Origin of the sequence: Nocardia sp. CA-135953 (assembly GCF_050955735.1) — a bacterium.
In the GTDB taxonomy this organism is placed as follows: Bacteria; Actinomycetota; Actinomycetes; order Mycobacteriales; family Mycobacteriaceae; genus Nocardia.
This window is the reverse complement of the sequence record NZ_CP192082.1, coordinates 1,320,889-1,338,391: the sequence shown is the minus strand read 5'-3', so window position 1 is coordinate 1,338,391 and position 17,503 is coordinate 1,320,889. Positions and strand designations below refer to the sequence as shown.

Below are 17,503 nucleotides of genomic sequence, written 5' to 3'. Positions count from 1 at the left end.
GGGAGGCGGCTGGCGGCTATCTCGATCTATTGGAGATCGTGCACCGCCTCGACGAGGAGAGCGGCGGCGGGATCGAGTCGGCCGGCAGTGAGGCAGTGGCTAGACTGCCTCGGGTGGATCGGCGTGAGGAAAGCCGTGCTCTCGCGGTGTCGGCCAGGCAGTGCGCTGCGGTGCGGAACGGTTTGGCGTTGGCCGACTGGGTCAGTGCGGGGCGGTCGGTGACGGCCAAACACGTCTTGCGCCGGGCTGATGTTCCTCTCGCAGGCCAGATGTTGGGTGTTGAGGTGCCGCAGTGGGTTCGGAGCGCGGCAGACGTGCCAGCGTTGCATTGTCCGTGGACCGCAGCGCTCGGTGTCGGCCTGTTGTCGATCAGCGGCGGCCGGGCCGTGGCAGGGCAGGTTCGGACAGGCTGGGATCGTGCTGCTGATGACGAGATACTCGATGGCTGGTCGCGGGGATTGGCGGCGGTGCTGGCGGACACGTTCGCCGACGACGGCGATGGTACGGAGTCCCTGGAGATCGGTCGGCTGGTGCTGTCGGTGCTCACCACCGATCCGCCATCGGGCGGTTCGGATCTGCTGAGGGCGATCACATACGCAGTCATCGGTTCGAATCGTCGTCTGCACAAGATCTTTTTGCATGGGTGCGGCATGCGGGATCCGGCGGAGGTGGCGCTCGAGGTGCTCGAAGCCTTCGGCGCTGCGCATAACGAGGGGGAACAGTGGCGAATCACTCCACTCGGTCACTGGGCACTGTCGCGGGTCGGCGGCTCGGACTCTTCGCCGCCTGGGCGATCCGGCACGGAGATCGGGGCCGAGGTGGTCTGTCAGTTGAAGATCAGTCTGCGATATGCGCGGCCGGCGTGCTGGCGTCGGGTACTCGTACCCGCATCGGCGACACTGGGTGATCTGCACGAGATCATCCAGATCGCATTCTCCTGGGATGACGAGCACCTCCATGCGTTCACCATCGGCCGCCGCCGGTACGGCGACCCGTATTTCGACGCCGAGTATGACGAGGACGAGATCACCGTGGCCACGGCGCTGGCTCGTGCGCGCAAGTCGATCTCCTATGTCTATGACTTCGGTGACAACTGGCAGCATGAGATCACGCTGGAGAAGACTGTCGAGCCGGATCCGGCCTCGACCTACCCGGTCTGTGTGGATGGACGTGGAGACTCCCCGGTCGAGGATTGCGGCGAGGACGAGCCCGCCTGGATTCGCTTCGACCAGGCCGATATCAACACTCGGCTCGCCCGTTTGGATGACGAGGTCCGGCAGATCGACGCGCGATTGCGGGATGACATCGAGATAATTCTGACCGACGCCTACGGTGAGGCGGAGGAGTTGACCGCGTTCTGGACCGTGCTGGAAGCGGAGATCGACCTCCCTGTTCCCGCAACACTGTTGGGGCAACCGGTGATCGTCACCGGGTTGATCGAGGATGATGACGCGTTCGAACTTCGGGCGCGCTGCTGGGGAAAGACGGCGAACGGCTCCGTGTGTTTCGCCGACCTGGAATTCCTATCGGGCACCGTCGAAGCGTGGCTGCACGCTGCGTATCTCAGCTATCTCGGCCGAGCGCACCCGGCGCTGACGCCGCCGTCCGGCTGGGATGGCCTTGACCATTGGAGGTCCTGAGCGGTCGAACGTGCGGTAGCACTGTCAGCTCGGCGATACTGGTTTCTCGCCTGGGAAAAGGATCGGGCTGATCAGGTACGGTCTGCGGCCCGGCCCGGGCTGGTTCGCCGCGAGGGGTCCGACGAGGTCGCGGAAGCCGGTGAGCATGGTGCCGAGTTCCTCGGGGCTGAGCCAGAGCGTGCCTTGGCGGTATCCGACCGAGTCGGCGACGGGGTCGGCGTCGGCCTGATCGAGGTAGGCGTTGAACTCGGCGATCAGGACGGCCATGGCGGCCGCGAACCCTTGGCGGTGATCGTGCAGGGTCATCGCGCTGCTCGCCTCGGGGGAGACGGTCGGGCGGTCGGGTCGCAATCGGTAGGAGCGTTCCACTGCGCCGCGCACGCGTCGCTCGTCACCGATCTCGAGCATTCCGCCGTCGGTGAGCAGGCCGAGCTGCCGGTAGACGCTGGTCCGGGGCACATCGGGCATGCGGTCGCACAACTGTCCTGCGGTGCGCAATCGGCCGCCGGACAGTGCGTGGATGATGCGCAATCGCACCGGGTGGAGCAGCAATTCGGTCGGGTCCATGCCGCAACTATCCCACATATGGTACCGTTCCCAAAATTGGTATTGAACGGAAGGTCGACCGCGATGCGGGATGTTCCTGGGCGTCGAATGATGGTGAACGGCACCGAGATCTACTTCGAACAGTCCGGCACCGGGGACACCTGGGTGGTGTTCGAATCCGGTGGGGGCGCCGGGCGCACGCTCTGGGATCGAGTGGTGCCGTTACTGGGGGACATCGCGCATACCGTCGCCTACGACAGGGCCGGTCGCGGCCGCAGTGGCAGCGCCGCCGAACCGCAGACCATCGACGACATGGCGGCCACCTTGGTGGCGTTGGTCCAGGCGCTCGAGCCGGGACGGGTGATCCTGGTGGGCCACAGCATGGGTGGGCTGATCGTCCGTCGCGCCAACGCAAACACCGCATCGTCGTAACCAGCGAGCTCAAGAACCCTCCCGACTTGCAGAGACTCAGCCGGGCGATCATCAACATCGCCAAAGAGAAAGAACGGAAGACCGGCGACACACCCAACGGCAGCGACAGCCAAGCTGGCGCGCCCTGCCCACCTGAGCGGTCAGATCCATAACGAGGCCAACACCACCAGTACACATCAAGGACCACAACAGCCACATCAAGTTCTGAATTCACAACCCCTCGGGGGTTCGAAACCACCACTCAGGACTGTTTCCACAGCTCAGCTGCCAACTCGGCGATATTGCTCGCAGGCAAAAGAAAAGCCGCAGGTCGATAACCTGCGGCTTCCTTAATAGTGGGCCTAACGCTCCACAACCCGAACACTTTGACGGTCGATGGGCCAGAGATTGGAATAGTGCCGCTCGGCAGGCGAACGGGCCGCTGGCACACGGTGACAGACATGCCCCAGGGTCGACGGGTGGCCCCTGGGGCAGGATCGTGTCCGGCCGGGTTACGTTGATGGCCGCGAGGTGTATTCCGCCCAGCGGTCGACAGCCTGTTCGAGATCGAGTGCCGCGACCTCGGCGGGAGCCATGCCGACCGTGTGGATCAATCGCTGTGCGAGCCAATCGGGGACAGGTTCGCGCATCGGTGTCGGTGGAATGCCGAGCGATTCGGCACTGCGGCCGAGTCGCTCGACCACTGCGCCGAGCTTGCTGAATTCTGGTAGCCGACCGGCGGCCGCGACGATGCGGGCAGTTGCTTCCGCGTAGACCTCGGAATCGGCGCGTGCTCCGATTGCCCAGATCTCGCAGATCTCGATGGTCTGCTGATCGATGACCCGGTACACGATCCGCCAGGTGTTGTGGCCGACAACAAGCTTGCGGAACCCGGTCAATTCGCCGCCGAGTGGATAGCCGGCTTGCGGTGAATCCAGCAGCAGGAGCACCTTTTTGAGGACTTTGGGCACGGCGTCGGGACCGAGTTTTCGAAGGTCGTCGATTGCCGCATCGGTGAAGAGGACTTCGACCATCGACTTACTCGTGGTCATCGAGTTCGGCGAGGGACTCCCTCGTGTGACCGAAGGCGCCGAGCACATCGTCCAGTGACGTTCGGTTCCCGCTGTCGGTCGCGGCCCGGGCGAGCACCAGCGCGAGGTCACGTAGGTCGGACTCCGCGCGATCCAGCTCGGCGAGCCGATTCATGCTGACCACGGCGGCAACCGGCCGGTGATGGCGGGTGACCACCAGATCGGTACCACCTTCGGCATCCGCTACCAGTCCAGCGACGCCTCGCTGCGCGGCGTCGGAAACGCTGAGCTCATGAGTGTTGCGCAGGATGGACATGCCGTAACTGTACAGAATTCTAGCTAGATTCTCGATGCCGTGTCGCCTGCCGGGAACCACCTCCGCCGTCCTTGTACGACCGGGCTCCAGACACAACGTGTTCCGTACCGGTACCGCTGGGTGTCCCCCAGGAGTGGATTGCCCCTCGAGGCCCAGGATCGGCCGGACGCAAACGGCGCTCATTGATGACCGAACCGCCACCAGGGTTTCGCGCAATGTCACACAACAACGAGCGGGGCTAACGCTTCACAACCCGAACACTTTGACGGTCGAAGGGCCAGCGATTCGTATCATGCCGGTAGGCGTTCGACAAGTGAAAATCACAGCTTGACCTACTGGGTTGACCGATCTAACGGCGCCCGGCGAACCGCTGGCACATCGGATATCACCAGGCGAACCCAGGCATCAGCTTGGGTTGTTCGCTCGGTATGCGGCTATGAGAGCGCGTTCGCTCGCGTTCCAGGCGGCTAGCTCGACGTGCCGAAGACGGACTGATACCAGTAACTCTTGGGCTTACGAAACCATTCACCGATCTGCTCCGTATCGAACACCCGCAGCTGCGACATCTCGACGTGGTATCGATGGAACAGGGATACCAGTTCGTATACGGATTCGTCATCGGCCGCGGCATCGACGTTGATGTAGAGCGTTCGCAGCTCACCTTTGTAGGACCGCACGGCAGGAATCTTGTCGAGCCACTCGAAAAATGCCGCTTCGTCGTACGACGACCCGTATACGACGCCGGTTGCCTCTAGCGCGATCTCAGTGTCGCTCATCGCCGTTTGCCTCCTGGATACACGTTCTCGTAATTGCCGTCCTTGCCCTGCACATCCCAGTGGGGTCCGCCATGTGCGACGCTTCCCTGCCCGGTCGGCACCCAGACGTTTCCATCGGCATCTTCCCAGCCGAAGCGAGGACCCTTGGGACTCGGATTCGGCACCCACCGGTCGCCGCCTTTGGGCGGTACGAATCCTTCCGCCTCGCCGGGACGACCCGGCGCTTTGGAACCGTTGGGATCGTAGGCATTGGCCGGAGGCTTGTAGTTCGCGTTGAATGTCGAGTCACCCGCGATGGATGGTCAGGCCGGTGATGGTGGCGAGGGCGCCCACGGCAAGTGCTGCGGCGCTGAACTTTATCCCGGCCACGGCTGTGAAGAACGATCCGACGGCGCCGGCGATGGCGGACGCGGCGGTTTCCAGAGCGGGACCCTCGACTGCCGCCGCTCGAGGATTGCGGATTGCCACGGCGGTTACGGCGATCACGACAGACGCGACGACGAGCGTTGCGGCCACCTGGGTATTGATATCCGCGCGAACCGCGACGACAGCGGCATGGTGGCTGGTTGTCGATTTCGCCAGGTCGTCGGCGGCCAGCTTGATGTCGTCCGCGTTCTTCGCGAGTGTTCTGAGATGGTCTGTCAGGTTCGGGATGTCGGGTGCGTCGAACTTGCCGAGTCCGTCGGCGACGACTCGCAGCCGAGCTCCGGCGGCGAAGATCGTGTTGTTGTCGGCAAAGGCTTTCCACGCCTGGGCCGCGCGGTCGAGCTTGTCGGTGTCGCCGTCGGGCACTTTGTCACCCGCGAGCTTGGCGACGACCTTGGCGTACAGCTCCGGGAACTCGGTCTCGAGTCCGGGGCCGTTGTTCCGCGAGGAAGCCACACCGACGACAATGCCTGCGCCGTAAGGCAATTCGGAGGGGATAGTGCGCGGACACGCCGGACCGGTCCCCTTGTCCGGATCTCGGTTTGCCGTGTAGTTGGAGCATTCCCAGTTGTAGCCCGACGCGATCAGAATGTCACCGAAATGCTGCAGCGCCCTGGCAAAGTTGGTCGCAGCGGTGGTGAAGGAACCCGCGCGCTCATCGTATGCCTGCGACCATGCCTTCACCGCCTGGCAACTACCGGCCATCCCGCTGGTGTCGAGCAGCACCGTCTGCAACGGGTTGTACGCGGATTGGAACTCCCTCGACAGCTTGTAGCATTCCTCCGCGGCTGTGTAATACGACTGCGGCGCAACAACAGCCACGTCATCCCCCCGACATGCGCAGGTTCACGGCCGCCGCGTCCGAGTAGGACTCGTGTGCCGTCCTGCCGGCCTGTTCCATCTGAGCCAGCCCATCGAGCAGCTCACGTGCCGCGGCCACCCAGACCTGGTGCTCCTCGGCGTAGGCCGCTGCGGCCGCGCCCGTCCACTGCCCGCTCCGCATTAGGCCCTCGACGGTGCGGTCCAATTCATCGAGATGGTCCGCGAAGAACTCCTTGAAGCCACGGGCGCGGGTGGTCACCTGGTCGATGTGATCGAGGTCGAACTCGAATCAGAGGTCATGCCGTCAGTCCAACTGCAGCGAGCTGATCGGCGCCGCGTTGGAGTTGTCCTGCTCCTGCAGCCTCGACACACTGACGCCGAGCTTCGAAGCCAGGTCGGTGAGCGCGTCCCATGCCTTCATCGCACCGTCCTGCATGTCGTCCCACCCTTCACGATAGGCATCGGCAGCGCTCCCCTTCCAGGTACCGAACAACGCCTGAACCTCACGGTCCAACGCCAACGATCCCGCCTTCAACTGCTGCGCAACATCAAGCGCATGCCTACCGACTGCCATCACCGCGTCGGGAACAACGCTCAGCGGCTGGTCGTTCGTTGCCATATTCTCTTCCCCCCCGGCCCACAGCCACGCTGACATCGTTACCGCTATTCAGCCGGTCCGAACTCGCCTCTCATCGCCACAATCTACCGCGTCGCCCATACCCACCATCCGCGCGGCACAACAAGAGGTCTCCTCCTACGGTATAGCCCACCGGGAGCCCTGGAGCGGCAGGAAACGGCGCTGCCTGGTCAGCGCCTGGTCGGGTGCGGGATTGATGCGGTCTCCACGCTGATTGTCGAACCACGTTGCGGCACGGCCGCATCCGGCCGGGCTCATACCGAACACCCGGTAATCGGCTGAGCGCGCGCCTACATCGCGACATGGACCGCGAGTTCGGAGTATGTCGAGCGTCGACAGCCCTGGATCGCTCGGAGACAAACCCGACGCTCGCAGATGGCCGAATCTCCGCAAGGTGTCCTCGCAATGCCACAGAACAGCGAAGCCGCAAGTCGATGACCTGCGGCTTCGCCAGCGGGTGGAGCTAAGGGGAATCGAACCCCTGACCTTCTCGATGCGAACGAGACGCGCTACCAACTGCGCTATAGCCCCGTGCGGCTCCGGGGAACCGCGCTGTGACACTGTATCAGGCGGGGTGGGCAGACTCCGAATCGTGTGGGTGACCTGGGCGGATGGGTCAGGCGCCTGCGGCGCGGCGCATGTCGCCGGTGCCGCGGCGCAGGGCGCGGGCGGTGGCGGGGTCGAAGGTTTCGAGGTGGTCGAACGTGGGGTCTTCGTCGTCCACCTCGATGAGGGCGGAGCGGCGGCGCAGGGCGCGGGCGGTGTCGCGGTCCATGACGCGCTGTTGGGCGCGCTGCTCGGCCTCGTGTTCGGCCTCGATGTGCTCGCCGCGGCTGCGGGCCAGGCGGGCCAGGCGACGGCGGCGGATTTCCTCCTCCATGCGGACCTGCTTGCGCAGGTACGCCAGGTAGGTAACCAGGACGAGCGCGGAGCCGCCGCAGCCCCACCAGAACATGGGGCTCAGAGCCACCGAGAGGCCACCGAAGGCGAGGGCGGCCAGGACGAGGCCGAGCACCGCGCGCTGACGGAAGGTGTAGCGGGTCGCGCGCGCGATGGCGTCAGCCTCCGGGTCGAAGCCGCCGCGGCCGCGCCGGGTCGGCACGAAATCCGAGTCGTCGGAGTCGGATTCATCGAATCGGGCGGGCGCCGCCGTCCGGGCCGGGGGGATTCGGGCACCGGTCGATTCGGTGTGCGCTAAAGCCACCCGGTCATCATCGGCGGTCGCCGGTTGCTTCGCAGCCGTTCGGGCCGTTGCGATTTCGGCATCATCGGAATCGGTGGCGTCGAGTTCGTCGGCTTCGTTCTCGAATTCACTGTCCGCACCGTCGAATTCGTTATCCGTGTCCTCGATTTCGGCATCGGATACCGCCGGCTCGGCTTCGGGCGGGCTGTCCGCGGGATTGTCGTCCTCGGTGACCTGCTCGTCGGCCGGTGGGGTCATCCGGTCCTCCGCATCATCGCTGTGGGAAAGCTTTCTCTGCACTCGGGTCGGGCGGTAGTCCGGATCACTGTCATGTCCCGCGGCCGGGCCACTCTTCGTGCGCCGCTTCGAACCTCCGCGGTGCAATACGCGGGTCGCCAACGCCGCGTCGGTCGTCTGCCTGATCCTGGGGTGCCGGTCGGCGAGGATCGGGAACAGCACAAAGACCCAGAGCACGACCAGGCCGATCCATAGGATCGAATTCGGCATCTCGCCTCTGCACCTCCGTCCCCGCCGCATCGTCCGCTCGGCCTTTCGACCGGGTCGCACCGCGCCCCGTCGCGGTGCGTTCGCTCGCCGCAAAACGCCTCGGACGGACGGAACGTCCGGCCGCCGTGAGGCGTGTTCGGCACTGCCTCACAGGCTGATTTGCCGGTGGCGCGGGACGCACCTCCGACGTCCGTAGGTTAATTCCGTGGCGCACCAAGTTCGGTCAGGCGCGCCGTGCACATACGCCACACCTGTCACAGTTCCACCATTTTCGCCGCGCGCCGAGGTCAGCCGGGCGCGTCGAAAACAGTACGGACGTACCGGTATTTCAGGGCAGCGTGGCCCGGCCATCGCGCACAAGTCGATCGACGACGGTCCCCGCCACCTCCTCGACGGTGATGCCGACCAGCAGGTGATCGCGCCAGGCCCCGTCCACATCGAGGTACCGCTTCAGCAGCCCCTCCTCGCGGAACCCCACATTGCGCAGAACCGCTTGACTGGCCAGGTTTTCCGGCCGCACCGTCGCCTCGACCCGATGTAATCCGACCGGCCCGAAGCAGTGGTCCAGCCCGAGCGCCAACGCGGCCGTCGCCACGCCCTGACCGCCCAAATCCTTGGCCACCCAATAGCCGATCCACGCCGAACGCAAAGCACCGCGCACGATATTGCCGACGGTCAGCTGACCGCTGAACGCACCGTCGACCTCGATCACCAGCGGAATCATCGCACCGCGCCTGGCCTCGGCCTTCAGACTCGACCACAGCGACGGCCAGTTCGACACGTGGTTGCGTGCCTCCCAGGCACCGCGCCCGGTCGGCTCCCACGGCTCCAGATGCGCCCTGTCGCGCAACCGGATCCGGCTCCATGCCGCCGCATCGCGCAACCGCACCGGACGCAATGTCACCTCACCGGCCGCGACGTGCAGCGGTCCCAGACGCGCGGGCCAGCCGGGATGCTGCGTGACCTGGAACACATTCATCGTCTCCACACCTCAGCCACGCTGTGCGAGAAATGCGACCCGGACCTCGTCACCGGCTCTGATCTCGGTGTCGTCCGGGTCGATCACGATCAGACTGTTCGCCTCGGCCAGCGTGGCGAGCAGATGCGACGAACCGCCGGTGCCGCCGCCCAGCGGCTGCACCAGGTAGTCGCCGGTGGCCTCATCGCGCATGAGTTGCGCGCGCAGATAACCCTTGCGTCCGGCCATGGAAGTGATCGGGGTGATCGTTCTGGCTCGGATGATCCGGCGCATGGGATGTCTGCGCCCCAACGCGATTCGGACCAACGGTCGCACCATGACCTCGAAAACCACCAGTGCGCCAACGGGATTCGACGGCAGCAAAAAAGTCGGTACCTCGTCGCGCCCGAGCCGACCGAAACCCTGCACGGAGCCGGGATGCATGGCGACCCTTGCGATTTCGAGTTCACCGAGCCCCTCGAGCGCCTCGCGGATCTGCTCCGATGCCCACCCGCCGATGGCGCCCGCGATCACCACGACCTCGGAGCGAACCAGCTGGCCCTCCACCACATCGCGCAGCCGCCGCGGATCCGAACTCACGATGCCGACCCGGTTCACATCCGCGCCCGCCTCGCGCGCGGCGGCGGCCAGCGCATAGGAATTCACGTCGTAGACCTGCCCCGGCCCCGGCGTCCGGTCGATGTCGATCAACTCGCCGCCCACCGAGATCACCGACAGCCGCGGGCGCGGATGCACCAGCACCTTGTCCTGGCCGACCGCGGCGAGCAGACCGACCTGCGGCGCACCGATGATGGTGCCCGCGCGCACCGCGACATCGCCGGGCTGCACATCGTCACCGATGCGCCGGACATAGTCACCGGAGCGCACCGGCTCGTACACCTTGATCCGGGCCCGGCCGCCATCGGTGAAATCCAAGGGCAGCACGGCATCGGCCAGCGTCGGCAGCGGCGCACCGGTGTCGACCCGCACGGTCTGGCGCGGCTGCAATCGGATCGGCTGCTTGGAACCGGCGACCACCTCGCCGACCACCGGCAGCGTCAGATCGACGAGTTCGCCGTCCTCGTCGCGAATATCGGTGCCCGCGGCGGACACGTCGACGCTGCGCACCGCATATCCGTCGATCGCGGCCTGATCGAAGCCGGGCAGCGGCCGCTCGGTGACCACATCCTCGGCACACAGCAGGCCTTGCGCCTCGGAGATCGCGACCCGGACCGGCCGGGGCGCGACCGCCGCAGCCGTCACCTTGATCTGCTGATCCTCAACCGAGCGCATCCAGCCCTTCCTGATCTCTCCGCACCGACCCGATTCCGCGACCGCGCAAGCGAACCCGCGCGGCTCTGCCCGATCCGCGGTGTTCTTGGGGCTCTGCGCGGTTACGCAAGCTGCCGCCTCCGAGCCCGTCGCTCACACCGCAGATGAACCATCATTCGTACCCGACGGTCCACTATCGGCGAAACCCGACGTCCGCGCCTATCAGTCGTAGGTCGTCAGCTGTGGGTCCCAGTCCGCACTGAGCCGATGCTGCAGCCACTCCCGCAGGGCGGGGCCGTATTCCTCTCGTTCCAAAGCGAAATCGACCGCAGCACGAAGATAACCGCCCGGGTTGCCCAAATCGTGGCGCGACCCACGGTGGACCACCACATGGACCGGATGGCCCTCCTCGATGAGCAGTGCGATCGCGTCGGTGAGTTGTAGCTCGCCGCCGGTGCCCGGTTCGATCCGGCGCAGTGCGTCGAAGATGGCGCGGTCCAATAGATATCGGCCCGCGGCCGCGTAGGTCGACGGTGCGTCCGCGAGCGCGGGTTTCTCCACCATTCCGTTGACACGCAGCACATTCGGGTTCACCGCATCGGGTACCGGCGCGACGTCGAAGACACCGTAGGCGCTGACCTGATCCTTGGGAACGTCGATGGCGCACAACACAGTTCCGCCGCGCTTGCGCCGGACCCGGCTCATCACATCGAGCACGCCGCACGGCAGCACCAGGTCGTCGGGCAGGAGTACGGCGATGGCGTCCTCGTCGTCATCGAGGGCGCTCTCGGCCTGGGCGACGGCGTGGCCGAGGCCGAGCGGCTCATCCTGGACCACCGAGGTGACATCCAGCAGCGCGGGCGCCTTGCGCACCTTCTCCAACAGCTGGAACTTGCCACGCTCGGCGAGCGTGCCCTCCAGCACCAAGTCCTCGACGAAGTGTGCGACCACGCCGTCTTTACCCGGCGAGGTCACGATGACCAGCCGCTCCGCACCGGAATCGGCGGCTTCCGACGCGACTAGTTCGATGCCAGGAGTGTCCACCACCGGCAGCAACTCCTTGGGCACGGTCTTGGTCGCGGGCAGGAACCGCGTCCCGAGTCCGGCCGCGGGCACGACGGCCGTGCGGAAACACGACACGACCGCGCCATTCGCGGATTGTCCGGCCTTTGCTGTCATACGCCTACCCTATCCATCCGTCACCGGCCCGAAGCGGCCATCACGCCGACTCGGGTCCCGGTGAGCTTAAGGTGATCACCGTGGAGATGCCCGGCGAGCGCGACAAACATGCCTGGCGGGCCGAAATAGGTGCGCGACGGGCCGCGATGACCAGCGCCGACCAGGAAAACGAGGCGCGTGAGCTGGCCCACAGTGTCGCCGAGCTGGACGTCCCCGAATGGGTGTGCGCGTATGTGCCGGTACGCGGGGAACCCGGATCGACGGCGATGCTGACGGCTCTGCGTACGGCAGGCGCGCGGGTGCTGCTGCCGGTCACCGGACCGCCGGGACCGCTGCAATGGGCCGAGTTCACCGGCATCGATGACCTGCGGCGCGCCAGATTCGGACTGCTGGAACCCGTTGGCGAGGTGCTTGCCGATGCGATCGCGCTGGCGGAGCTGATCCTGGTTCCCGCGCTGGCGGTGGACCGCCGCGGTGTTCGGCTCGGCCGCGGCGCCGGGTACTACGACCGGACTTTGCCCGCGGCCCGGTCGACGGCGCGGCTGATCGCAGTGGTCCGCGACGACGAACTGCTCGACCGGCTCCCCGAGGAACCGCACGATCTGCGCATCGGCTGGGCCCTGACACCGCACGGCGGACTGCTTCGATTGGGTGGCGATGAGGATGCGGAATGAAATGCCGATTAGCGGTGTTGGCACTGTCGGCTGTAGAGTGCCAGATTGACGAACCTGCGGAGGATGCTGTGCCAACTTATTCATATGCGTGCACCCAGTGTGACAACCGCTTCGACATCGTTCAGTCCTTCGCCGATGAGGCGCTGAGCGTCTGCTCGGAGTGCTCGGGCAAGCTGCGCAAGCTTTTCAACTCGGTCGGCATCGTGTTCAAGGGCAGCGGTTTCTACCGCACCGACAGCCGCGGCGGCTCCTCGACCGCCAGCGACGCCGCGAAGTCGGACAGCGGTGCGGGCAACTCCGCGTCGAGTTCGGATTCCGGTTCGTCCAGCAGCACCAGCACGACCAGCACGGCCGTCGCCAGCTGAGTTCGCCCTGATAGAAGCAGCCCTGTAGGAGTTGTCCCCAGGGCTGTCGTTATCCACAGGGCACGCCTTTCCCGGGCGAGTCGCAGTACCGGTGACCATAGGCTCCGGGCATGGCTCCCCTGGGCATCATTCCGTCGGGCAAGACCCGATCCTTCGCCGACCTCGGCCGCGGCGACTCGTTGCGTTCGGCGATCTGGAATAGAGCGAGTCGGCACCGACCCCCCTGGGCGGACGCACTACTCGCCCGACGTCTGCTGGCGGCAGCACTCACCGCAGTCGCGATCGTCCTTTTCCTGCGCGGCGATCCCAGCAATGCCCGCACCGAGGTCGTGGTCGCCGGACGCGATCTGCCGCCGGGCCATCTGCTCGAGGCGACCGATCTGCGGTCTACACCTCGCGAATCCGCCACACTGCCCGCGGGCGCGGTCGCCGATATCGCCGTTTTGGTCGGCGCGACGCTGACCGGCGGGATGCGCACCGGCGAGGTATTCACCGATCTGCGCATCGTTGGACCGCGACTGGCGGCGGTCGCCACCGGCGCGGGTGATGCCCGCATCGTGCCCATCCGGCCGGCCGATTCCGCGGTCACGGAGATCCTGCGTGCGGGTGACCGAGTGGATGTCATCGGGGCCGAGGAGCAGAGTGGTCCCGGCACCCGGCCGGCCCGGCTGCTCGCGATCGACGCGGCGGTCGTACTGGTATCCGGTCCCGGTGACCGGCGCGGCGCGCCCGAGCGCGTGGTGCTGGTCGCGATGGACGCGGAGCACGCCACCGCGGTTGCTGCCGCCTCGCTGCGCACCGCGCTGACCGTGGTTTTTCATTGACCGCAGTTCGCCGAGAATTTGCCATCAAGGTCAACTAGCATCGGTCGGTACGGCAGCCCGAACCGCCGAGCACAACGAGTCAGCTCCCACCCGAAGAGGAGATATCGGCAATGCTCAAGGGTTTCAAGGATTTCCTACTCCGCGGAAACGTCGTCGACCTGGCAGTAGCCGTGGTGATCGGTACCGCGTTCGTCGCGATCGTCACCGCCTTCACCAATGGCATCATCAACCCGATTCTCGCCATCTTTGGCGAACGGGACGACCTCGGCCTCGGTTTCCAGTTGATTGCCGACAAACCGGCGACCTTCGTCCAGGTGGGTCCGCTGATCACCGCGGCCATCAACTTCGTGGTCATCGCGGCGGTGCTGTACTTCGTGCTGGTGCTGCCCGCACTGCATGCGAAGAAGCGGTTCGGCACCACCTCGGACACCGAGCTCAGCGATTCCGAGGTGCTGATCGAGATCCGCGACCTGCTCTCCGACAGCCAGCGCAGCGCGGGTGGACGTCACGAATTCTGAGTCGAATTCCCCTGCCCGACAACATGGTCAGGAATTCGATTGCGCCACAATCACATACGGTAATTGCCTGCGCCACAAGGCAAACGGGCCCGTCGCAGATGCGACGGGCCCGTTCACATTTCGAGCGGAGGACTCAGCCGAGACTGAACGGCTGACCCCACAACGTCGTCCAGGTGATGACGTTGTCCGTCTCCACCTCGACGCTGACAAAGGCTCGCGCCTGCGCGTAGCCACCACAACCGCTGAGACCGATGGTCTCGTCGGCCCAGGTGACCGAGCCGCTGCCGTTCTTGAACTTGTTGCGCTTCTTGTGCGCCTCGTTACCGAAGTCGTCGGCCTGCTCGAGGTCGAGCACATAGAACGACTGTGCCTGGCCGGGACCGAGACTCAGGTTGGCACCGCTATTGGCGCTCACCTTCGGCTTGACGTTCTGGCTGTCGCTCCAGTCCAGACCACCGGCGACGCCGCCGTCGACGCCGCCGCCATCGATATTCACCTGGCAGGCAACGACATAACCCGGATAGATCGCGCCGTTCCAGCCGTCGGTCACATCGACCTGCGCGCTACCGGACACCCATGCATTGCGGTGCACGGGTGTCGCGCCCATGGACGGATTGATATCGGCCGATTCGCCGACCAGCCGAATGGTGAGAACCGTTCCGTCGGAAAGCGTTTTGACGATTTGACCGCCCGGTAGCGGAATAAAGGTGTCGGCATTCGCCGCACCGGTGGACAACAGGCCGAGTGCCAGCGCGGCGGCGCCGCCGAGCCCGGCCACGCGCGCCACAAACTTACGATCGATCATGATTGGTACTACCCCTAGCGATTGAGTTCGATGAATTCGATTCGGCGAGTAGAGATTCGACAGATCCCACCGCGGTCAGCCGATGCTGAACGGCGCTCCGTACAGGGTGACCTTGGAGTAGTTGTCGCCGATGATCTCGACAACGGTGTAGGCACGCGCCTGGGCATAGCCCGCGCAGCCCTGGATCTCGATCTCCGCATCCTGATACTCGACCGAGTAGCGACCCGGCTTCAGAATGTCCTTGTAATCGATCTGAACGAACTTGACATCGCCCGGGCCGAGGTTCAGGCCGATCGACCCGCCGAGCGAACCGCCCGAGAGGTTGATACCGCCGGAAACCCCGGCCGAGATCGCGTTATCGGCGATGCTCACCTGGCAGCCGACGATATAGCCGGTGCTCAGCTGCGAAGCGCCGTGCGTGGAGGAGTTATTGGTACCCGGCGCCCCGGAGGCGCCGTTGTTCGGGCCGATGGTGCCCTCGGGCGTGACGGAAACATCGGCAATGGCGTTGCCCGAGACCCACACGACTCGGCCCGCGCCATTCGCGGCCAAAGACGGTGAAATCAAGGCGTGTTCACCCGTCCGGCTGACGGTCACACCCGGGCCCAGCTTCTGGCCGTCCGGCAACGGCACAAAAACGTCGGCGTTGGCAGCGCCGGTCGAAAGCATGCCCATCCCAGCAGCGGCGGCGACAACGGCAGCCGCGACGCGGACACCTCGACGCAGACCGCTGGTGCGGTTCTTGCTCATACTTCCCCTCATCGGATTCTAGCGGTCGGCCTCGGGGTACCGAGGACGAAAACCCTTTCATGCGGACAACGCTCGCTGGAAAGACATTGGCCATCAAGCGGTTTGCCGACAATCTCGTCGGTGGACGATCTTGGGTGCGCCCAATATTAGTGGTTTGCACCGTATTTCTGTGAGATTTCGCACATGTTACCGCTCGATCCGCTACGCTCTGCGAATTTGGCTGGGTGCCAGGGGATTTCACAACGAAAACGGGCCCGCCGCGAATGCGACGAGCCCGTTTGCGTTTTCAGGGTGCGCTGCCCCTGTCGATCAGCCGAGGCTGAACGGCTGGCCCCACAGCGTGGTCCAGGTGATGACGTTGTCGGTCTCCACCTCGACGCTGATGAAGGCACGAGCCTGGGCGTAACCGGCGCAGCCGGTCAGACCGATGGTCTCGTCGGCCCAGGTGACCGAGCCGCTGCCGTTCTTGAACTTGTTGCGCTTCTTGTGCGCCTCGTTGCCGAAGTCGTCGGCCTGCTCGAGGTCGAGCACGTAGAACGACTGCGACTGGCCGGGGCCAAGGGTGAGGTTGGCGCCGCTGGTCGCGCCGATACCACCGGTGACATTTTGACCATCACTCCAGTCCGCGGTGCCCTCGATACCACCGGTGGCGCCGCCACCGGAGATGTTCACCTGGCAGCCGACGGTGTAGCCCGGGAAGATAGAGCCGCCGCCGTCACCGGATACGGAGACCTGAGCGCTACCCGAAACCCACGCGTTGCGGTGCAGCGGGGTCGAGCCCATGGACGGGTTGATGTTGGCGGATTCGCCGGTCAGGCTGATGGTGACCACGGTGCCGTCGGACAGCGTCTTGGTGATCGAGCCACCCGGCAGCGGAACAAAGGTATCGGCGTTCGCGGCGCCGGTGGAGAACAGGCCAAGAGCGACAGTGGCAGCGGCGCCGACACCGGCCACCCGTGCCACGTTCTTACGGTTGATCATGCTGATAATCCCTCGAGGGTTGATTCGCTTGAGCGAGAAGAATATTCGTGGATTGACCGACGTCAGCCGATGCTGAACGGCTGCCCGTAGAGGGTGGTCTTCGAGTAGTGGTCACCGATGATCTCGACGACGGTGTAGGCACGCGCCTGGGCGTAGCCCGCGCAGCCCTGGATCTCGATCTCGGCATCCTGGTACTCGACCGAGTAGGTACCCGGCTTCAGAATGTCCTTGTAGTCGATCTGCACGAACTTGACCTCGCCGGGGCCGAGGTTCAGGCCGATCGACCCGCCGAGCGAACCGCCCGAGAGGTTGATACCGCCGGAGAGACCGGCCGAGATGGCGTCGCTGGCGATGCTGACCTGGCAGCCGACGATATAGCCGGTGCTCAGCTGCGAAGCGCCATGGGTCGAGGAGTTATTGGTACCCGGCGCTCCGGAGGCGCCGTTGTTCGGGCCGACAGTGCCTTCCGGCGTAACGTTCACATCCGCGACGGCGTTGCCCGAAACCCAGACCACACGGCCGGCACCGTTGGCCGCCAACGAAGGCGAAATCAGGGCATGCTCACCGGTACGGGTGAGTGTCACATCGGGGCCACTCTTCTGGCCGTCCGGCAACGGCACGAAGGTATCGGCATTGGCAGCACCGGTCGAAAGCAGGCCCATGGCCACGGCCGCGGCAGCGCCGACGCCCGCGATCCGGGCACCGCGGCGCAGACCGTTGGTGCGGTTCTCGCTCATACTTCCCCTCATCAGGTTCTAACAGTCAACCTCGACCATCGAGGCTGGACGTTGGTCCTCTCAGGCCCAGCTCAGTTTGTGCCCCGATTGTTGCCGGTATGTAACCGGCTGTTATTTCGGCGCAACGGTCAGTGCTGGCATCGGA

The 17,503-nt window shown here is 65.3% G+C and carries 21 protein-coding genes, 1 tRNA gene and 1 pseudogene; 6 read left to right on the top strand and 17 right to left on the bottom strand.

Annotated elements, in window-relative coordinates:
- The first annotated feature begins 113 nt into the window (after positions 1 to 113).
- Complete coding sequence (locus tag ACQPXH_RS06080) at positions 114 to 1,640, top strand: plasmid pRiA4b ORF-3 family protein (RefSeq protein ID WP_433601333.1); 1,527 nt, start codon at positions 114 to 116, stop codon at positions 1,638 to 1,640.
- A 24-nt stretch (positions 1,641 to 1,664) separates the two neighbouring features.
- Here the strand turns inward: ACQPXH_RS06080 and ACQPXH_RS06075 are convergent, their stop codons facing one another.
- Complete coding sequence (locus ACQPXH_RS06075) at positions 1,665 to 2,207, bottom strand: helix-turn-helix domain-containing protein (protein ID WP_433601332.1); 543 nt, start codon at positions 2,205 to 2,207, stop codon at positions 1,665 to 1,667.
- Positions 2,208 to 2,270: 63 nt separating this feature from the next.
- Between ACQPXH_RS06075 and ACQPXH_RS06070 the strand changes: the two genes are divergently transcribed.
- Positions 2,271 to 2,618, top strand: a complete 348-nt coding sequence (locus ACQPXH_RS06070; RefSeq protein ID WP_433601331.1) for an alpha/beta fold hydrolase — start codon at positions 2,271 to 2,273, stop codon at positions 2,616 to 2,618.
- 491 nt (positions 2,619 to 3,109) lie between these two features.
- On the opposite strand, the gene ACQPXH_RS06065 is transcribed toward ACQPXH_RS06070, so the two are convergent.
- The 12 genes and pseudogenes from ACQPXH_RS06065 to ACQPXH_RS06010 all read right to left on the bottom strand — a co-directional run bounded on the left by ACQPXH_RS06065 (position 3,110) and on the right by ACQPXH_RS06010 (position 11,704).
- Entirely contained in the window at positions 3,110 to 3,649 is a 540-nt protein-coding gene (locus ACQPXH_RS06065; RefSeq protein ID WP_433601330.1) for a type II toxin-antitoxin system RelE family toxin, read from the bottom strand.
- Positions 3,636 to 3,944: a hypothetical protein gene (locus ACQPXH_RS06060; RefSeq protein WP_433601329.1), complete on the bottom strand. Its 309-nt coding sequence runs from the start codon at positions 3,942 to 3,944 to the stop codon at positions 3,636 to 3,638. The genes ACQPXH_RS06065 and ACQPXH_RS06060 overlap by 14 nt, the downstream gene beginning before the upstream one ends.
- A 467-nt stretch (positions 3,945 to 4,411) precedes the next feature.
- Positions 4,412 to 4,720 (bottom strand): hypothetical protein, encoded by a 309-nt coding sequence (locus ACQPXH_RS06055; protein WP_433601328.1) that lies wholly within the window; start codon positions 4,718 to 4,720, stop codon positions 4,412 to 4,414.
- On the bottom strand, positions 4,717 to 5,016 hold the full coding sequence (locus tag ACQPXH_RS06050) for a polymorphic toxin type 37 domain-containing protein (RefSeq protein WP_433603324.1): 300 nt from the start codon (positions 5,014 to 5,016) through the stop codon (positions 4,717 to 4,719). Before ACQPXH_RS06050 ends, ACQPXH_RS06055 begins: the two co-directional genes overlap by 4 nt.
- A complete protein-coding gene (locus ACQPXH_RS06045) occupies positions 5,006 to 5,968 on the bottom strand; it encodes a polymorphic toxin type 37 domain-containing protein (protein WP_433601327.1) in 963 nt (320 codons plus the stop codon). The genes ACQPXH_RS06050 and ACQPXH_RS06045 overlap by 11 nt, the downstream gene beginning before the upstream one ends.
- Before the next feature lies 1 nt (position 5,969).
- Positions 5,970 to 6,257, bottom strand: a pseudogene (locus ACQPXH_RS06040) (WXG100 family type VII secretion target); the annotation flags it as partial.
- A gap of 15 nt (positions 6,258 to 6,272) precedes the next feature.
- Entirely contained in the window at positions 6,273 to 6,623 is a 351-nt protein-coding gene (locus tag ACQPXH_RS06035) for a WXG100 family type VII secretion target (RefSeq protein WP_433601326.1), read from the bottom strand.
- 440 nt (positions 6,624 to 7,063) lie between these two features.
- Positions 7,064 to 7,136, bottom strand: a tRNA-Ala gene (locus ACQPXH_RS06030).
- 85 nt (positions 7,137 to 7,221) lie between these two features.
- The gene (gene sepX, locus ACQPXH_RS06025; protein ID WP_433601325.1) at positions 7,222 to 8,295 is read right to left on the bottom strand and encodes a divisome protein SepX/GlpR; all 1,074 of its coding nucleotides are present in this window, start codon (positions 8,293 to 8,295) and stop codon (positions 7,222 to 7,224) included.
- Positions 8,296 to 8,623: 328 nt separating this feature from the next.
- Entirely contained in the window at positions 8,624 to 9,274 is a 651-nt protein-coding gene (locus tag ACQPXH_RS06020; RefSeq protein WP_433601324.1) for a GNAT family N-acetyltransferase, read from the bottom strand.
- A gap of 12 nt (positions 9,275 to 9,286) precedes the next feature.
- Positions 9,287 to 10,546, bottom strand: coding sequence for a molybdotransferase-like divisome protein Glp (gene glp, locus ACQPXH_RS06015; protein WP_433601323.1), 1,260 nt, complete (start codon positions 10,544 to 10,546; stop codon positions 9,287 to 9,289).
- 201 nt (positions 10,547 to 10,747) lie between these two features.
- Complete coding sequence (locus ACQPXH_RS06010; protein ID WP_433601322.1) at positions 10,748 to 11,704, bottom strand: UTP--glucose-1-phosphate uridylyltransferase; 957 nt, start codon at positions 11,702 to 11,704, stop codon at positions 10,748 to 10,750.
- 86 nt (positions 11,705 to 11,790) lie between these two features.
- Here ACQPXH_RS06010 and ACQPXH_RS06005 point away from each other — a divergent pair, with 86 nt between their 5' ends.
- The 4 genes from ACQPXH_RS06005 to mscL all read left to right on the top strand — a co-directional run bounded on the left by ACQPXH_RS06005 (position 11,791) and on the right by mscL (position 14,085).
- The gene (locus ACQPXH_RS06005; RefSeq protein ID WP_433603322.1) at positions 11,791 to 12,378 is read left to right on the top strand and encodes a 5-formyltetrahydrofolate cyclo-ligase; all 588 of its coding nucleotides are present in this window, start codon (positions 11,791 to 11,793) and stop codon (positions 12,376 to 12,378) included.
- 68 nt (positions 12,379 to 12,446) lie between these two features.
- Positions 12,447 to 12,743 carry an FmdB family zinc ribbon protein gene (locus ACQPXH_RS06000; RefSeq protein WP_433603321.1) on the top strand — a complete coding sequence of 99 codons (297 nt, stop codon included), beginning with the start codon at positions 12,447 to 12,449 and terminating at the stop codon, positions 12,741 to 12,743.
- Positions 12,744 to 12,853: 110 nt separating this feature from the next.
- The gene (locus ACQPXH_RS05995; protein ID WP_433601321.1) at positions 12,854 to 13,567 is read left to right on the top strand and encodes an SAF domain-containing protein; all 714 of its coding nucleotides are present in this window, start codon (positions 12,854 to 12,856) and stop codon (positions 13,565 to 13,567) included.
- A gap of 110 nt (positions 13,568 to 13,677) precedes the next feature.
- The gene (gene mscL / locus ACQPXH_RS05990; RefSeq protein WP_433601320.1) at positions 13,678 to 14,085 is read left to right on the top strand and encodes a large conductance mechanosensitive channel protein MscL; all 408 of its coding nucleotides are present in this window, start codon (positions 13,678 to 13,680) and stop codon (positions 14,083 to 14,085) included.
- 133 nt (positions 14,086 to 14,218) lie between these two features.
- On the opposite strand, the gene ACQPXH_RS05985 is transcribed toward mscL, so the two are convergent.
- The 4 genes from ACQPXH_RS05985 to ACQPXH_RS05970 all read right to left on the bottom strand — a co-directional run bounded on the left by ACQPXH_RS05985 (position 14,219) and on the right by ACQPXH_RS05970 (position 17,358).
- Positions 14,219 to 14,890 carry an MspA family porin gene (locus ACQPXH_RS05985; RefSeq protein ID WP_433601319.1) on the bottom strand — a complete coding sequence of 224 codons (672 nt, stop codon included), beginning with the start codon at positions 14,888 to 14,890 and terminating at the stop codon, positions 14,219 to 14,221.
- Between the two features lie 75 nt (positions 14,891 to 14,965).
- Positions 14,966 to 15,640, bottom strand: coding sequence for an MspA family porin (locus tag ACQPXH_RS05980; RefSeq protein ID WP_433601318.1), 675 nt, complete (start codon positions 15,638 to 15,640; stop codon positions 14,966 to 14,968).
- A 309-nt stretch (positions 15,641 to 15,949) separates the two neighbouring features.
- Positions 15,950 to 16,621 carry an MspA family porin gene (locus tag ACQPXH_RS05975; protein ID WP_433601317.1) on the bottom strand — a complete coding sequence of 224 codons (672 nt, stop codon included), beginning with the start codon at positions 16,619 to 16,621 and terminating at the stop codon, positions 15,950 to 15,952.
- A 62-nt stretch (positions 16,622 to 16,683) separates the two neighbouring features.
- A complete protein-coding gene (locus tag ACQPXH_RS05970) occupies positions 16,684 to 17,358 on the bottom strand; it encodes an MspA family porin (RefSeq protein ID WP_433601316.1) in 675 nt (224 codons plus the stop codon).
- Positions 17,359 to 17,503 lie beyond the last annotated feature (145 nt).

What these genes read in the sequence shown, in the direction of transcription:
- ACQPXH_RS06075 (WP_433601332.1), bottom strand. Translation starts at nt 2,207, where the DNA reads ATGGACCCGACCGAATTGCTGCTCCACCCGGTGCGATTGCGCATCATC.
- ACQPXH_RS06070 (WP_433601331.1), top strand. Translation starts at nt 2,271, where the DNA reads ATGCGGGATGTTCCTGGGCGTCGAATGATGGTGAACGGCACCGAGATC.
- ACQPXH_RS06065 (WP_433601330.1), bottom strand. Translation starts at nt 3,649, where the DNA reads ATGACCACGAGTAAGTCGATGGTCGAAGTCCTCTTCACCGATGCGGCA.
- ACQPXH_RS06060 (WP_433601329.1), bottom strand. Translation starts at nt 3,944, where the DNA reads ATGTCCATCCTGCGCAACACTCATGAGCTCAGCGTTTCCGACGCCGCG.
- ACQPXH_RS06055 (WP_433601328.1), bottom strand. Translation starts at nt 4,720, where the DNA reads ATGAGCGACACTGAGATCGCGCTAGAGGCAACCGGCGTCGTATACGGG.
- ACQPXH_RS06035 (WP_433601326.1), bottom strand. Translation starts at nt 6,623, where the DNA reads ATGTCAGCGTGGCTGTGGGCCGGGGGGGAAGAGAATATGGCAACGAAC.
- sepX (WP_433601325.1), bottom strand. Translation starts at nt 8,295, where the DNA reads ATGCCGAATTCGATCCTATGGATCGGCCTGGTCGTGCTCTGGGTCTTT.
- ACQPXH_RS06020 (WP_433601324.1), bottom strand. Translation starts at nt 9,274, where the DNA reads ATGAATGTGTTCCAGGTCACGCAGCATCCCGGCTGGCCCGCGCGTCTG.
- glp (WP_433601323.1), bottom strand. Translation starts at nt 10,546, where the DNA reads ATGCGCTCGGTTGAGGATCAGCAGATCAAGGTGACGGCTGCGGCGGTC.
- ACQPXH_RS06010 (WP_433601322.1), bottom strand. Translation starts at nt 11,704, where the DNA reads ATGACAGCAAAGGCCGGACAATCCGCGAATGGCGCGGTCGTGTCGTGT.
- ACQPXH_RS06005 (WP_433603322.1), top strand. Translation starts at nt 11,791, where the DNA reads ATGCCCGGCGAGCGCGACAAACATGCCTGGCGGGCCGAAATAGGTGCG.
- ACQPXH_RS05995 (WP_433601321.1), top strand. Translation starts at nt 12,854, where the DNA reads ATGGCTCCCCTGGGCATCATTCCGTCGGGCAAGACCCGATCCTTCGCC.
- mscL (WP_433601320.1), top strand. Translation starts at nt 13,678, where the DNA reads ATGCTCAAGGGTTTCAAGGATTTCCTACTCCGCGGAAACGTCGTCGAC.
- ACQPXH_RS05985 (WP_433601319.1), bottom strand. Translation starts at nt 14,890, where the DNA reads ATGATCGATCGTAAGTTTGTGGCGCGCGTGGCCGGGCTCGGCGGCGCC.
- ACQPXH_RS05980 (WP_433601318.1), bottom strand. Translation starts at nt 15,640, where the DNA reads ATGAGCAAGAACCGCACCAGCGGTCTGCGTCGAGGTGTCCGCGTCGCG.
- ACQPXH_RS05975 (WP_433601317.1), bottom strand. Translation starts at nt 16,621, where the DNA reads ATGATCAACCGTAAGAACGTGGCACGGGTGGCCGGTGTCGGCGCCGCT.
- ACQPXH_RS05970 (WP_433601316.1), bottom strand. Translation starts at nt 17,358, where the DNA reads ATGAGCGAGAACCGCACCAACGGTCTGCGCCGCGGTGCCCGGATCGCG.